The 14,872-nt window shown below is 70.5% G+C and carries 15 protein-coding genes; 12 read left to right on the forward strand and 3 right to left on the reverse strand.

Translation table 11 applies throughout. The features are described 5' to 3' along the window. Positions 1–115 precede the first annotated feature (115 nt). The 9 genes from EDF51_RS02525 (at position 116) to EDF51_RS02565 (ending at position 9,275) form a co-directional block, all read left to right on the forward strand. On the forward strand, positions 116–883 hold the full coding sequence (locus EDF51_RS02525) for a YebC/PmpR family DNA-binding transcriptional regulator (protein ID WP_111084044.1): 768 nt from the start codon (positions 116–118) through the stop codon (positions 881–883). A 2-nt stretch (positions 884–885) separates the two neighbouring features. Beyond that, positions 886–1,530, forward strand: coding sequence for a crossover junction endodeoxyribonuclease RuvC (gene ruvC / locus EDF51_RS02530; protein WP_111084043.1), 645 nt, complete (start codon positions 886–888; stop codon positions 1,528–1,530). Next, positions 1,527–2,147, forward strand: coding sequence for a Holliday junction branch migration protein RuvA (gene ruvA, locus EDF51_RS02535; protein ID WP_111084042.1), 621 nt, complete (start codon positions 1,527–1,529; stop codon positions 2,145–2,147). Before ruvC ends, ruvA begins: the two co-directional genes overlap by 4 nt. After that, positions 2,144–3,187, forward strand: coding sequence for a Holliday junction branch migration DNA helicase RuvB (gene ruvB / locus EDF51_RS02540; protein WP_111084041.1), 1,044 nt, complete (start codon positions 2,144–2,146; stop codon positions 3,185–3,187). The genes ruvA and ruvB overlap by 4 nt, the downstream gene beginning before the upstream one ends. Before the next feature lie 91 nt (positions 3,188–3,278). Next, positions 3,279–3,677: a preprotein translocase subunit YajC gene (locus EDF51_RS02545; RefSeq protein WP_111084040.1), complete on the forward strand. Its 399-nt coding sequence runs from the start codon at positions 3,279–3,281 to the stop codon at positions 3,675–3,677. 92 nt (positions 3,678–3,769) lie between these two features. After that, the gene (gene secD / locus EDF51_RS02550) at positions 3,770–5,521 is read left to right on the forward strand and encodes a protein translocase subunit SecD (RefSeq protein WP_123292812.1); all 1,752 of its coding nucleotides are present in this window, start codon (positions 3,770–3,772) and stop codon (positions 5,519–5,521) included. Beyond that, the gene (secF, locus tag EDF51_RS02555) at positions 5,521–6,534 is read left to right on the forward strand and encodes a protein translocase subunit SecF (RefSeq protein ID WP_131880092.1); all 1,014 of its coding nucleotides are present in this window, start codon (positions 5,521–5,523) and stop codon (positions 6,532–6,534) included. The genes secD and secF overlap by 1 nt, the downstream gene beginning before the upstream one ends. Further along, entirely contained in the window at positions 6,534–6,881 is a 348-nt protein-coding gene (locus EDF51_RS02560; protein ID WP_131880094.1) for a rhodanese-like domain-containing protein, read from the forward strand. The genes secF and EDF51_RS02560 overlap by 1 nt, the downstream gene beginning before the upstream one ends. A 69-nt stretch (positions 6,882–6,950) precedes the next feature. Further along, on the forward strand, positions 6,951–9,275 hold the full coding sequence (locus tag EDF51_RS02565; RefSeq protein WP_228505676.1) for a bifunctional (p)ppGpp synthetase/guanosine-3',5'-bis(diphosphate) 3'-pyrophosphohydrolase: 2,325 nt from the start codon (positions 6,951–6,953) through the stop codon (positions 9,273–9,275). Positions 9,276–9,655: 380 nt separating this feature from the next. On the opposite strand, the gene EDF51_RS02570 is transcribed toward EDF51_RS02565, so the two are convergent. The 3 genes from EDF51_RS02570 to deoC form a co-directional block, all read right to left on the reverse strand. Then, positions 9,656–10,246, reverse strand: coding sequence for a type IV toxin-antitoxin system AbiEi family antitoxin (locus EDF51_RS02570; RefSeq protein ID WP_207913254.1), 591 nt, complete (start codon positions 10,244–10,246; stop codon positions 9,656–9,658). A gap of 136 nt (positions 10,247–10,382) precedes the next feature. Beyond that, positions 10,383–11,336, reverse strand: coding sequence for an ROK family protein (locus EDF51_RS02575; protein ID WP_123294427.1), 954 nt, complete (start codon positions 11,334–11,336; stop codon positions 10,383–10,385). A 137-nt stretch (positions 11,337–11,473) separates the two neighbouring features. After that, complete coding sequence (deoC, locus tag EDF51_RS02580; protein ID WP_131880096.1) at positions 11,474–12,205, reverse strand: deoxyribose-phosphate aldolase; 732 nt, start codon at positions 12,203–12,205, stop codon at positions 11,474–11,476. A 43-nt stretch (positions 12,206–12,248) separates the two neighbouring features. On the opposite strand from deoC, the gene EDF51_RS02585 reads away from it, so the two are divergent. From EDF51_RS02585 to EDF51_RS02595, 3 genes are read left to right on the forward strand one after another with little or no spacing between them, the layout of a single operon-like run. Continuing rightward, positions 12,249–13,781 (forward strand): SDR family oxidoreductase, encoded by a 1,533-nt coding sequence (locus EDF51_RS02585; protein WP_123294425.1) that lies wholly within the window; start codon positions 12,249–12,251, stop codon positions 13,779–13,781. Further along, positions 13,778–14,362, forward strand: a complete 585-nt coding sequence (locus tag EDF51_RS02590; protein ID WP_123294424.1) for a GDSL-type esterase/lipase family protein — start codon at positions 13,778–13,780, stop codon at positions 14,360–14,362. Before EDF51_RS02585 ends, EDF51_RS02590 begins: the two co-directional genes overlap by 4 nt. Then, positions 14,362–14,796 carry a DUF6804 family protein gene (locus tag EDF51_RS02595; RefSeq protein WP_207913255.1) on the forward strand — a complete coding sequence of 145 codons (435 nt, stop codon included), beginning with the start codon at positions 14,362–14,364 and terminating at the stop codon, positions 14,794–14,796. Before EDF51_RS02590 ends, EDF51_RS02595 begins: the two co-directional genes overlap by 1 nt. Positions 14,797–14,872: the final 76 nt, after the last annotated feature.

Raw genomic sequence — 14,872 nt, forward strand, 5'->3', positions numbered from 1 at the left:
CGCCCGCGGGCCCTGGGCCCGGCCGCCTGCGTGCCCGCACCGGCGGGGCGGGGCGGCGCCGGGCCTCCCGGCTGGGTAAACTGACCCCGACTTTCCGCAAGACGCAAGGAGAACCGTGTCCGGGCATTCCAAGTGGGCGACGACCAAGCACAAGAAGGCCGTCATCGACGGCCGCCGTGCCAAGTCGTTCGCCAAGCTCATCAAGAACATCGAGGTCGCCGCGAAGATGGGCGGCGCCGATCTGTCGGGCAACCCGACGCTGGTCGACGCGATCCAGAAGGCCAAGAAGACCTCGGTCCCGAACGACAACATCGACCGCGCCGTCAAGCGCGGTGCCGGCCTGACCGGTGAGTCGATCGAGTACACGACGATCATGTACGAGGGCTACGCCCCGAACGGCGTCGCGATGCTGATCGAGTGCCTCACCGACAACAAGAACCGCGCAGCGGCCGAGGTCCGGACGGCGATGTCCCGCAACGGTGGCACCATGGCCGACCCGGGCAGCGTCGCCTACAACTTCTCGCGCAAGGGCGTCATCTCGGTCACGAAGACCGACGGCCTCGACGAGGACACCGTCATGACCGCCGTGCTCGACGCCGGTGTCGAGGACGTCATCGACCAGGGCGGCGGCTTCGAGATCATCACCGAGGCGAGCGACCTCGTCGCGGCCCGCACCGCGCTGCAGGACGCCGGTATCGACTACGACTCGGCCGACGCCGAGTTCGTCCCCGGCCTCAAGGTGCCGGTCGACGCCGAGACCGCCCGCAAGGTCTTCCGCCTGATCGACGCGCTCGAGGACAGCGACGACGTGCAGAACGTCTACGCCAACTTCGACGTGCCGGCGGACGTCCAGGCCGAGCTCGACGAGGACGAGGGCGAGTAGCCGTGCTCCGTGTGCTCGGGGTGGACCCCGGGCTCACCCGGTGCGGCGTCGGCGTCGTCGAGGTCGCACCGAACCGGCGCGCACGGCTCGTCCACGTGACGGTCGTGCGCACCCCGGCGGACATGCCGCTCGAACAGCGGCTGCTCCGCATCGCCGACGGCATCGCCGCCGAGATCGACGAGCACCACCCGGACGCGGTCGCCGTCGAGCGTGTGTTCGCGCAGGCGAACGTCCGCACCGTGATGGGCACCGCCCAGGCGGCCGGGCTCGCGCTGCACGCCGCGGCGGCCCGCGGGCTGCCCGTCGGCCTGCACACGCCGTCCGAGGTCAAGGCGGCCGTCACCGGCTACGGCAACGCCGACAAGCGCCAGGTGCAGACCATGATCGCGCGCGTGCTCGGTCTGGCCGAGGCCCCGAAGCCGGCCGACGCCGCCGATGCGCTCGCGCTGGCCGTGTGCCATGCCTGGAGGCTCGGATCACCGGACGTCGCCGGTGAACGTGCCACGAACCTCACCCCGGCACAACGCGCGTGGCGCGACGCACAGGGCGGCACCGTCGACTCCCCGCTCGCCCGTGCGGCCGCTGCCGCGGCCCGACCGCGTGGCTCGTCGGCCGCGTCGGTGGGCGGCCGTAGGCTCGGGGCATGATCGCGAGTCTCCGGGGTACCTGCATCGACATCGCCGGTTCCGGCGTGGTGATCGAGGCCGGGGGAGTCGGGTACGCCGTCACCGTGACCCCGGCCCACGCGCTGACGATGCGCCACGGGTCCGAGGTGTTCGTGCGCACCGCGATGATCGTGCGCGAAGACGAGCACCTGCTCTTCGGCTTCGAGTCGACCGACGCCCTCCAGGTGTTCGACCTGCTGCGCAGCGTCACGGGTGTCGGGCCCAAGTCCGCGATGGGCGTCCTGGCCCACATGGACCCGTCGCAGGTCGCGAACGCCGTCGCGAAGGACGACGACGGCGCCTTCCGCAAGGTCTCCGGCATCGGCCCGAAGACCGCGAAGCTCATCATCCTCGCGCTCACCGGCAAGCTCGCCGCGTTCGAGCAGGCCGCCGTCGTCACCGCCGGCCGCGGCACTGCTGCCCACCCGGCCGCGACCGACGTCGTCTCCGCACTGATCGGCCTCGGCTGGCGCGAGGACGCAGCACAGACCGCCGTCGACGAGACCGTCGCGAACGAGCCAGGGGCCGCGGCCATGGGCACGCAGGCGCTGCTCCGCGCCGCGCTCGGTGCGCTCCGGCCCGCCGGTGCCGGTCGATGAGCGGCATCACGTCCGCCGGAGCCGAGTCGCAGGAAGAACTCGCGTTCGAAGGTGCACTCCGGCCGCGGTCGCTCGACGAGTTCGTCGGCCAGCGGAAGGTGCGTGGGCAGCTCGACCTGCTGCTCAAAGCCGCGGGCATGCAGGACCGCACCCCGGACCACATCCTGATGGCGGGTCCTCCCGGCCTCGGCAAGACCACGCTGGCGATGATCGTCGCGCACGAGACCGGGCGTCCGTTGCGGATGTCGAGCGGTCCGGCGATCCAGCACGCGGGCGACCTGGCTGCCGTCCTGTCGTCGCTCGTGCCGGGCGAGGTCCTGTTCATCGACGAGATCCACCGGATGGCGCGCTCGGCGGAAGAGATGCTCTACCTGGCGATGGAGGACTTCCGGATCGACGTCATGGTGGGCAAGGGCGCCGGCGCGACGAGCATCCCGCTCGACCTCGCGCCGTTCACCCTGGTCGGTGCCACCACCCGCGCCGGCCTGCTGCCGAACCCGCTCCGCGACCGCTTCGGCTTCACGGCGCACCTCGAGTTCTACGAGAAGGACGAACTCGAACAGGTCCTGATCCGCGCCGCGCACCTGCTCGAGCTCGACATCGACCGATCGGCGCTGCGGGAGATCGCCGGGCGTTCCCGGGGCACCCCGCGCATCGCGAACCGGCTGCTCCGCCGGGTCCGCGACTACGCCCTCGTGCACCGCACCACCGACGGAATGGCGGCCGTCCAGGGTGCACTCGATCTGTACGACGTCGACGAGCTCGGGCTCGACCGCCTCGACCGCGCCGTGGTCGAGATCATGCTGACCCGCTTCGACGGCGGACCGGTGGGGCTGAACACCCTCGCGGTCTCGGTCGGAGAAGAGTCCGAGACCATCGAGTCGGTCGTCGAGCCCTTCCTCGTCCGGGTCGGTCTGGTCACGCGAACCCCGCGCGGCCGCATCGCGACCCCGGTCGCGTGGCGGCACCTCGGCCTCACCCCAGGGCAGGGCGTCGGGCCGCTCCCGGGCCTGTTCGACGACACCGACACCACCGACTAGCGGCCGATCGGTCGGGTGACATGCCACGCACAGTGGCGTGCCCTAGACTGCTACGGCCCGAAACCGAGCAACCAGAGAAGGCAACTGCATCATGGGTCAAGAAGTCATCCTCATCGTCATCGTCGTGGCGTTCGCGGCCTTCATGTTCTACAACAGCCGCAAGCGCAAGAAGCAGCAGGGCGAGCTCGCCACCAAGATGGTGCCGGGTGCTCGCGTGATGCTGTCCTTCGGCCTGTACGGCACGCTCCTCTCCGTCGACGACGAGAAGGTCACCGCCGACGTCGAGATCGCCCCCGGCACCGTCGTCACCGTGCACCGCCAGACCCTGTCGCGCGTCGTCGACGACAGCGCCTCCGACATCGAGACCACCGCGACGCCGGAGGACGAGGCCAAGCCCGTCGCCGAACTCAACGGGGAGCCGGTCTACGGCGAGCGGGTCGACAACGACCGCCTCGACGAGACCGACTCGAAGCGCAAGTCCGACGACTGACGCCCTCGGCCGCCGGGTCGTCTGACCCGGCGGCTTCCCTCTGCCGTCGTGCCTGAGCGCCGACGGTCCTGAACAGAAAGACGAGACGACCGGTGGCACGATCGACACCCGTCAAGAAGGCGCTGCGCTCGCTCACCTGGTTGGTGATCCTGATGGCGATCCTCGCCGGCCTGAACACCGCCGCGACGATCCTCGCCGGCAGCTCGAAGGACGACACGGACAAGTGGTACCAGGGCGCGAGCTGGGTACCGGAGCTCGCACTCGACCTGCAGGGCGGCACGCAGCTGACCCTCGCGGCGCAGAACACCGAGGGCGACTCGGTCACCTCGCAGCAGCTGCAGCAGGCGGTGGAGATCATCCGCCAGCGCATCAACGCCACCGGTGTCTCCGAGACCGAGATCAACACGCAGGGTGCGAACAACATCGTCGTGTCGATCCCCGGTCGGCCCGACAAGGCCACGATCGACCGCATCGAGGCAGCGGCGAAGCTGACGTTCCGCCCCGTGCTCTTCACCGAGGCCGCGACGAACTCCGCCGTCGGTGACGACGGGAAGTCCACCGCCTCGCCGACGCCGTACTCGCCGCCCGCATCGCTCGCAGCGACGCCGAGCGCGAAGCCGACGAACGCCAGCGACGTCAACTGGATCACCCCGGCGCTGCAGGACCTGTACACCAACTACAACTGCGCGGCTCCGGACGACGTCACCTCGGCGCCGGACGACGAGCCCCTCGTCACGTGTGACGCCGACGGTGCGTCGAAGTACATCCTCGGCCCGGTCGAGGTCTCCGGTGCGAACATCAGCAACGCCACCTCCGGTCTGGCCACCGACTCGCAGGGCACGTCGACGGGCCAGTGGGCCGTCAACCTGACCTTCGACGGCCAGGGCACGAAGGACTTCCGCACCGTCACGAACCGCCTCGTCTCGCTGCAGGCACCGCAGAACCAGTTCGCGATCGTGCTGGACGGCTCGGTCATCACGGCCCCGTCCACGAACTCCGCCATCACCAACGGCAAGGCGCAGATCACCGGCTCGTTCACGGCCGAGTCGTCGAAGACGCTCGCCGACCAGCTCAAGTACGGTGCGCTGCCGATCAACTTCCAGGTGCAGTCGAACGAGAACATCTCGGCGACGCTCGGAACGGCGCAGCTCATCGGTGGTCTCGTCGCGGGCCTGATCGGCCTCGGCCTGGTGATCATCTACTCCGTCATCCAGTACCGGGCGCTCGCGTTCGTCACGGTGCTCTCGCTCGGGGTGGCAGCCGTCCTGACCTACCTGGTCATCGCGATCATGTCGTGGCGCGTCGACTACCGCCTGTCCTTGGCGGGTGTGGCGGGTCTGATCGTCGCGATCGGCATCACGGCGGACTCGTTCATCGTCTACTTCGAACGCATCCGTGACGAACTCCGCGACGGTCGTGCGCTCGAGAGTGCGGTCGAGTCCGGCTGGAAGCGCGCACTCCGCACGATCCTGGCGTCCGACGCGGTGAACTTCCTCGCTGCCGTCACCCTGTACGTGCTCGCGGTCGCCGATGTGAAGGGCTTCGCGTTCACGCTGCTCCTCACGACGCTGATCGACATCGTGGTGGTCGCGCTCTTCACCCACCCGATGATGCAGCTCATCTCCCGCACCCGGTTCTTCGGCGAGGGGCACAAGTTCAGTGGGCTCGACCCAGCGGCGCTCGGTGCGGTCTACAAGGGGCGTGCGCAGTTCCGCGCCCCCGTGGTGGACGGCAAGCGCCAGCGCAGTGCCGGTGAGGCGCAGCGCCGACAGACGATCGCGGAACGGAAGGCCCAGCAGGCCTCCGGCGACAACGGCTCGACGCCGGACGGGAAGGACGACTGATGGCCAGCTTCAGCCAGTTCGGTAGCGACCTCTACACGGGGAAGCGGTCGTACGACATCATCGGACGACGCAAGACCTGGTACCTCATCGCGCTCATCATGATCGTGATCTCGCTCGCCACCCCGTGGCTGCGCGGCGGGTACCAGCTCGGCATCGAGTTCACCGGTGGTTCCGAGTTCACCCTGTCGGACGTCGAGAACACCGACCAGAGCATCGCGACGGACACCGTCGAGCGTGTCGTCTCGGACGAGATCCCGCGCGTCTCCCAGCTCGGAACGCACGGCATCCGCGTGCAGACCGGCCAGCTCACCGACCGTCAGACGACCGAGGTGCAGGACGCCCTGGCCGAGGCGTACGACGTGCCGGAGAGCCAGGTCGCGGCGACGTTCATCGGTGCCACGTGGGGTGCCGACGTGCTCGCCCAGGCGATCCGCGGTCTGGTGATCTTCCTCGCCCTGGCCGCCGTCTTCATGACGCTGTACTTCCGGACCTGGAAGATGTCGCTCTCCGCGATGGCCGCGCTGGTCCACGACCTGTTGATCACGGCCGGTGTCTACGGCATCGTCGGGCTCGAGGTCACGCCCGCGGCGGTGATCGGGTTCCTGACGATCCTCGGGTACTCGCTCTACGACACCGTGGTGGTCTTCGACAAGGTGCGTGAGAACACCGCGCAGGAGTCGATCCGCACGTTCAAGCAGTCGGTGAACCTCGCGGTGAACCAGACGCTCGTCCGCTCGATCAACACCTCGGTCGTGGCGCTGCTGCCGGTCGCGGCGATCCTGTTCATCGGGTCGTACGTGCTCGGTGCCGGCACGCTCCGCGACATCTCGCTGGCACTGTTCATCGGCATCATCGTCGGTACCTACTCGACGATCTTCATCGCGTCGCCGATGTACGCCCAGCTGCGCGAGAACGAGCCGAAGATCAAGCAGGCCGACGCCAAGAAGATCCAGGCGGCAGAGAAGCGCCAGCGCGAGGTCGACGCCGACGCCGACGCGAAGGCGACCGCCTGATGCCGATCGAGATCACCGAGGTCGACGTCGCCGAGGCGCGTCGTCGGCTGGAGTCGGGGTCGCGGCTGTTCGACGTCCGTGAGCAGGGGGAGTGGGACGAGGTCCACGCTCCCGAGGCCACGCTCGTCCCGATGTCCGAGCTGGTGAACCGCTGGCAGGAGATCGACGGCGGCGACGAACCGGCGATCATCGTCTGCCACTCGGGTGTTCGTTCGGCCCGGGTGGTGGCGGCTCTCGAACAGTCCGGTGTCTCCGCGGTCAACCTGACCGGCGGCATGGTCGCCTGGGAGCAGTCCGGAGCACCGGTGGTCCGCGACGCCCAGGGCGAACCGGGTCACGAGCACTGACCGGACACGCGTAGTGTTGGCGGATCGAGCTCGGATCGAGCTCTCGGACCGAGTCCTGGGAGGCGCATCATGACGGACACCCGCGAAGAGCCGTCCGCGCCGAGCCGCCCCGGCTCCGCCCAGCGGCCGACCAGCCCCCTCGGACCGAACACGACGGGCAACCTCGGTTCCCTCCGGTCGCTGCTGCCGCGCCTGTTCTCCCGCGCCCAGCCGGCCGGTGCCGTGGACACCCTGATCCGCACGGTGCGCTCGCACCATCCCAAGGCCGACGTCACGCTCATCGAGCGCGCGTACTCCGTCGCCGAGCGCGCGCACGACGGTCAGAAGCGCAAGTCCGGCGAGCCGTACATCACGCACCCCGTCGCGGTCGCCCAGATCCTGGCCGACCTGGGCATCGGGCCGATCACGATCGCCGCCGCGCTGCTCCACGACACGGTCGAGGACACCGACTACCAGCTCGACCAGCTGCAGGTCGACTTCGGCGACGAGATCGCCATGCTCGTCGACGGCGTCACGAAGCTCGACAAGGTCAAGTACGGCGACAGCGCCCAGGCCGAGACGGTCCGCAAGATGGTCATCGCGATGTCGAAGGACATCCGCGTGCTGGTCATCAAGCTCGCCGACCGGCTGCACAACGCCCGCACCTGGGGCTTCGTCGAGTCCACCTCCGCCACCCGCAAGGCGAAGGAGACGCTCGAGATCTACGCGCCCCTCGCGCACCGGCTCGGCATACAGATGATCAAGCTCGAGCTCGAGGACCTGTCCTTCGCGGTCCTGCACCCGAAGCTCTACGTCGAGATCGACAGCCTGGTCAAGGAACGGCAGCCGAAGCGCGAGCAGTTCGTCCAGAACGTCATCGGCACGCTCAAGAAGGACCTGAAGGCCGCGAAGGTCCGCGGCGAGGTCATGGGGCGGCCGAAGCAGTACTACTCGATCTACCAGAAGATGATCGTGCGAGGTCGCGAGTTCGACGAGATCTACGACCTCGTCGGCATCCGGGTGCTCGTGCCCACGGTGCGCGACTGCTACGCCATGCTCGGTTCGGTGCACGCGCGGTGGACACCGCTGCCCGGCCGGTTCAAGGACTACATCGCGACGCCGAAGTTCAACCTGTACCAGTCGCTGCACACCAGCGTGCTCGGGCCGCAAGGGCGCCCGGTCGAGATCCAGATCCGCACGCACGAGATGCACCAGCGCGCCGAGTTCGGTGTCGCCGCGCACTGGAAGTACAAGCAGCGTGCCGCCGGCCGAGACGTCGGGACCTCGTCGACCACCGACGACCAGGACATGGCGTGGCTCGCGCACATCACCGACTGGCAGGCCGAGACGAGCGACCCGGGGGAGTTCCTCGACTCGCTCCGCTACGAGATCGGCGCGAAGGAGACCTACGTCTTCACGCCGCAGGGCAAGGTCATCGGCTTGCCCGCCGGCGCCACCCCGGTGGACTTCGCGTACGCCGTGCACACCGAGGTCGGGCACCGCACCATGGGCGCCAAGGTCAACGGTCGCCTCGTCCCGCTCGAGAGCTCGCTGTCGAGTGGCGACGTCGTCGAGATCTTCACGTCGAAGAACCCCGACTCCGGTCCGTCGCAGGACTGGCTGAAGTTCGTCAAGAGCCCGCGGGCGCGCAACAAGATCAAGCAGTGGTTCACCAAGGAGCGCCGCGAAGAGGCGATCGAGCAGGGCCGCGACGCCATCGCCCGGGCCGTGCGCAAGCAGAACCTGCCGCTCCAGCGGATCATGAGCCAGGACACCATCGCCGAGGTCGCCTCGTCGATGCGCTACGACGACGTCTCGGCCCTGTACGCCGCGGTCGGCGAGGGGCACGTCTCGACGCAGTCCGTCATCGAGAAGGTCCTGGGAAGCGTCCAGAGCGACACGGAGACCGACGAGCCGGAGCTCACGTTCCCGCGGCAGGTCACGAGCCGTCAGCTGCGCACGAGCGACAGCGGCGTGCTGGTGCGCGGTGCGCCGGACATCCTGGTGAAGCTCGCGAAGTGCTGCACGCCGGTGCCGGGCGACCAGATCGTCGGGTTCATCACCCGCGGGCAGGGCGTCTCGGTGCACCAGTCGTCGTGCACGAACGTCAAGTCCCTGATGAACGAGCCCGACCGGATGATCGAGGTCGAATGGGCCCCGTCGTCGAAGTCGGTGTTCCTCGTGCAGATCCAGATCGAGGCGCTCGATCGGTCGGGGCTGCTCAGCGACGTCACCCGGGTGCTCACCGACCACCACGTCAACATCCTGTCGGCGACGGTCTCGACCTCGTCCGACCGGTTGGCGCTCAGTCGGTTCGTGTTCGAGATGGGTGACACCATCCACCTCGACCGGGTGCTGAACGCGGTCCGACGCATCGACGCCGTCTACGACGTCTACCGCGTCAGCGCCGGCTGAGCACGGCCACCGCCGCGGCAGTGCCCCGCGCGGCACGACCATCCGTCGGTCGCGACACGTCGCGCGGGCCCCGTCGACCGGTCACAAACCGTCGGCTGCGGCCCCGCCGACCGACAGTTCGCGACCACTCGGCGGACGCGAGCGGGGTGTATTGACCGCTCGCACGCTCCGGACGGGAGGCCCGTGGCGCCCCCGCCCCGCGCCTCCCGCCCGACGTCCGGCCGACGTCCGGCCGACGCCCGACCATCCGCCGGTCGTGACTCGTCGCGCGTGCCCCGTCGACCGGTCACGAACCGTCGGCTGCGGCCCCGCCGTCCGACAGTTCGCGACCACTCGGCGGACGCGAGCGGGGTGTTGTGACCGCTCGCACCCGCGACGCACTACCGGACAGCGCCCCCAGCGCCCCCAGCGGCCCCAGCGGCGTCCTGCAGCCCCCGCAACCGCCGCTCGGCCTGCCGCACCATCGGGATCGTCCCGAGGGCGCTCAGCCGCACCTGCAGTTCGGCCGCGGAGACCGCCCCGATCGCCAGCAGCCCGTGCACGGCCGTCGCCTCGGCCTCCCCGAACGCGCCGGCCGAGAGGCCCGGCATCCGGAGCAGGTCGACCGCGGTCCGCGCCGGCATCGTGACCCGCAGCCCTCCGAGGACGACGCTGTCGTCAGCCTGGATCCGGACCTCCCGCAGGCGCACGTCCGGCCCGACGTGCACTCGGACCTGCGGCGGGATGCAGGCCTCGAGCGGCGCCGGCAGTCTGGACGCCGCACCCCAGATCCACGCGGCCGTCAGGGTGCAGGCGATCAGCCGCCCATCCCGCAGGACCCAGGCGGCAGCGGCGGCACGCAACGACGGCGTCTGCGGCTCGGCAGGGGAGGCCCAGCACGGTCCGACTGGGACGAGTTCGCCGGCGAGGACCGCCGCACGCAGCTCGGGCTCCGGCCAGTCGTCACTGGTCAGCAGTCGCGGGCGGGGCACCCGCACATCCTGCCCGACCTGCGCACGCGACCGACATGCCTGTGGACAAGCCGCGGACCGGCCTGGAGGCCCGTGCGGGCCCGCACCGCGCCTCCAGGCCGTCGCCGGTCACTTCCACGGCGCGGGCCGCTCGCGCTCAGCGCAGGACGTCGGCGCGGTGCACGAGTGCCGCGGCGCCGATGAGCGGGCCGTCCTGCGACAGCGCCGTCGGCACGATGCGTACCTTCGTCACGAACCCGAACTCGACGCGCTCCGCCACCGCTTCGCGTGCGTACTCGAACAGGTCCGGCGTGACGTGGGAGAACCCGCCGCCGATCGCCACGACCTCGAGGTCGACGAGGCTCGTCGCCGCCGCGATCGCCTGCCCGAGCGCCCGGCCGCTGCGCTTGACCGCGGCGACCGCGATCTCGTCGCCGGCCGCGTACGCCGCCGACAGTTCTTCGCCGGTGGACCCGTCGAACCCCTGGCGCTGCGCCCAGGCAACCGTCTTCGGGCCGCTGGCGATCGCCTCCAGGCAGCCGGTGCCGCCGCACGCGCACGGATCGTCGTAGCCGCCACACTCCACGTGCCCGATGTGCCCCGCGTTGCCGGTCGGGCCGCTGACGGTGCGGCCGTGCAGGATGAGGCCACCGCCGACGCCGGTCGACACGATCATGCCCATGACGTGGTCGTACCCCTGGGCCGCACCGACCCAGTGCTCGGCCAGCGTGATCGCCAGGCCGTCCATGCGCAGCGTGACCGGCACGCCCTCGGGCACGAGCGCGGCGATGCGGTCGCGCAGCGGGTGGCCGCGCCACACCGGCATGTTGAGCGGGGAGACGAGGCCGTGCTCCTCGTCGACGGGGCCGGCCGAGCCGACCCCGACGCCGACCAGGGTCGCGTCGGTCGGGACCGTGGCGAGCGCGCTCGTCACGACCTCGTCGACGGCTGCCTGCAGCTCGTCGGACGTGCGCTGCGGCCCGGTGGGGCTGCGGAAGCGCGTGCCCGGCAGGACGACGCCCTGGTCGGTGACGAGCGCGGCCTCGACCTTGGTGCCGCCGAGGTCGACGGCGAGTGCGAGGGCGGGGGACTGGGGTGCGGTGCTGGACATGCGCGCTCCGATGCGGCGGTCTGGAGGCCCGGGGCGGCTCCCGGACGCGGCATCGCGTCCGGTGGGCCCCGGCCTGGCAGGTGGTGGGTCGGTCGGGTCAGGTCGTCGTGCGGTGGATCAGGTCGTGTCGCGGTGGGTCAGTAGGAGCTGGTGTCGTCGCCCTGCGAAGACGCGGCGCCGGTCTCGACGCGGTGCGCGACCTCGTCGAGGATGCGCGCGGACGCACTCGTGCCGATGCGGTTGGCCCCGGCGTCGACCATCTCGAGCAGGGTGTCGAGCCCGCGGACACCGCCCGAGGCCTTGACGCCCGTGTCGGCTCCGACCGTGCGGCGCATCAGCGCGATGTGCTCGGTCGTCGCCCCGCCGCCGGCGAACCCGGTGGAGGTCTTCACGAACGCGGCACCGGCGGACTGCGCGGCACGCGAGGCTGCGACGATCTCGTCGTCGGTCAGGAACGCGGTCTCGAGGATCACCTTGACGACGGTGGACCCGGCGGCGTCGACGACGGCGCGGACGTCCTGCTCGACGCGCTCCCAGTCGCCGGACTTCGCGGCGCCGATGTTCTGCACCATGTCGAGCTCGAAGGCGCCGTCGGCGAGGGCCTGCAGCGACTCGGCGACCTTGGCCGCGGTGGACGTGGTGCCGTGCGGGAAGCCGATGACCGTCCCGACGCCGACGCCGGTGCCCCGGAGACGCTCGACGGCGTAGGCGACGTCGCTGGGCCGGACGCACACGCTGAAGACCCGGTACGCGGCGGCTTCGTCGAGCTGGGCGTCGACGTCCGAGCGGGTGAGCTCGGGCTTCAGGATCGCGTGGTCGATGAGGCCGCGGACGGCATCGGCGGTGACGGGGAAGGCTGCGTTGTCCACCCGGCAAGCCTACCCGTCAGGCGTGCCGCGTAGCGTTCCGGGCATGCAGGTCCTCGTCACCGGCGCCACCGGGTACATCGGCGGTCGTCTCGTCCCCCGTCTCCTCGAAGCCGGACACTCCGTGCGCGTGTTCGTGCGCAACCCCCGGAAGCTCCAGGACGTCCCGTGGAGCAGCGACGTCGACGTCGCCGAAGGAGACCTGCAGGACGCCGACGCGGTCCGCGCCGCGGTCGACGGCGTCGAGGCCGTGTACTACCTCGCCCACGCGATGGGTGCCGACGGCGACTTCGAGTCCGCGGAACGGCAGGCGGCCGAGACGATGGCGCACGAGGCGAAGCGTGCCGGCGTCAGCCGATTCGTCTACCTGGGCGGCCTGCACCCCGACGGCGACCTGTCGAAGCACCTGCGCAGCCGGAAGGAGGTCGGGGAGATCCTGCTCCACTCCGGCGTGCCGACGATCGCCTACCAGGCCGGCGTCGTCATCGGTTCCGGCAGCACCTCGTTCGAGATGATCCGGCACGTGACCGACGTCCTGCCGTGGATGCCCGCACCGCGGTGGGTGCGCAACCGCATCCAGCCGATCGCCGTGCGCGACGTCCTGTACTACCTGGTCGCGGCGCTCGACGTCCCCGCCGACGTCAACCGCACCTTCGACATCGGCGGGCCGGACGTCCTGCGCTACGGGCAGATGCTCAACGGCTACGCGGTCGAGGCGAAGCTGCGGCAGCGCCCGATCACGGTCCTGCCGGTGCTCACCCCGCGCCTCGCCGCACACTGGTTCAACGCCGTCACCCCGATCCCGCGGAAGCTCGCGACGCCGATCATCGAATCGCTGCAGTTCGAGTGCGTCCAGCGCGAGCACGACATCGACGACGTCGTCCCGCAGCCCGAGGGCGGGCTCACCTCGTACCGCCGCGCGGTCCGACTCGCACTGAACAAGATGCGCTCCGGCGAGGTGCAGACGAGCTGGCGGAGCGCCACCCTGTCGAGCGCCTCGGCCGACCCGATGCCGACCGACCCGGACTGGGCCGGCCACACCGTCTACGTCGACGACCGGAAGCGGCACTCGACCGCCTCGGCGGAGGACGTCTGGCGCGTCGTCGAGTCGATCGGCGGCGAGAACGGCTGGTACTCGTTCCCGCTGGCCTGGGTCGCCCGCGGCTGGATGGACAAGGTCGCCGGCGGCGTCGGGCTCAGCCGTGGTCGTCGTGACCAGGACCGACTCGAGCAGGGCGACGCCCTCGACTGGTGGCGCGTGGAACGCCTCGAGCGCGGTCACTACCTGCGGCTCCGCGCCGAGTTCAAGTCACCCGGGCGCGCCTGGCTCGAGATGACCGTGACCCCGAACCCCGAGGGCGGCAGCGACTACCACCAGCGGGCGATCTACTTCCCGCAGGGCCTGCCCGGACGGCTGTACTGGTACGGGATCCTGCCCTTCCACGGGATCATCTTCCCCGGCATGGTCGAGCGCATCACCGCGGCCGCCGAGCGCGAGTCGGACAACACCGAGTCGACGCAGCGCAACCGGACCCAGCACAATGGGAGTCCGGAACCGGCGAACGAGGAGGCAGCATGACCGAGGAACGCAGTCCCGTCCTGTTCCTGGGGGACAGCATCACGGCCCAGGGGTCGTGGGACAGCTGGCTCCCCGACGAGCAGACCCTGAACCAGGGCATCAGCGGCGACACGACGGACGGCGTGCTCGCACGGCTCGACGCGGTCGTCGCCGAACAGCCCGAGGTGATCGTGCTGCTGATCGGCACGAACGACTTCGGCAACCACCGCGCGAGCGCCGAACACGTCGTCCGCAACGTCGAGACGATCCTCGTCACCCTGCGGCGCGAGCTGCCCGGTGTCCGCCTGCTGCTCGTCTCCGTCCTGCCCCGCCAGGCCGAGTACACGGCGAAGATCGAGGAGGCGAACCGGCACCTGCGGCAGTTCGTCGCGACCTGCCACGCGCAGTACCTCGACGCCTGGCCCGCGCTGGCCGACGGCGACCACCTGGACGACCGCTTCACCGACGACGGCCTGCACCTCACCGACGAGGGCTACCGGGCCTACCTCGGCGAGCTGGTCCCCGCGCTCGAGCGTGTGCGGGGTCTCCCGCCGATGTCCCGGTCCTTCACGGCCATCGACCTCGACGAGGCCCCCGCCTGATGGCTGCCCGCAAGGGACGACCCCCGGTGGGGTCGTCGCAGAACGGCGCGCCCGCCGCACCGGTCCGACCGACCGCGGGGACGACGAACACCCGTGCCACCCCGGGGTTCACCCGGCCGGCACTCGCGCCGTCGCTCATCGCCGCGATCGTCCTGCTCGCCTGCGTCGCGATCATCGACTCGTCCGGCTTCGTCTTCGCCCGCTGGGGCATCACGGTGCTGTCCCTCATCGTGCTCGTCTTCGCGGTGCGCGGGAAGACGTGGTGGGCCGCCGTGCTGATGGCCGCCGTCGCCGTCTGCTGGAACCCACTGGTCACGGTGCCGATCCCCGGCCAGGTGTGGGCCGCGTTGCAGATCCTGGCTGCCGCCCTGTTCATCGTGGTGGGCATCGCCGTCAAGGTGCCGCGCGAGGCGGACGCACCCCGGGCCTCCTGACCGGCTCCGCTGACCGCCTGCGGAACCGACCGGGCGGGCGGACGGTAGGATCGCAGGGTCGGGTACAGGACCCGGC

It is taken from the genome of Curtobacterium sp. PhB25 (assembly GCF_004365375.1).
Classification (GTDB): Bacteria; Actinomycetota; Actinomycetes; order Actinomycetales; family Microbacteriaceae; genus Curtobacterium.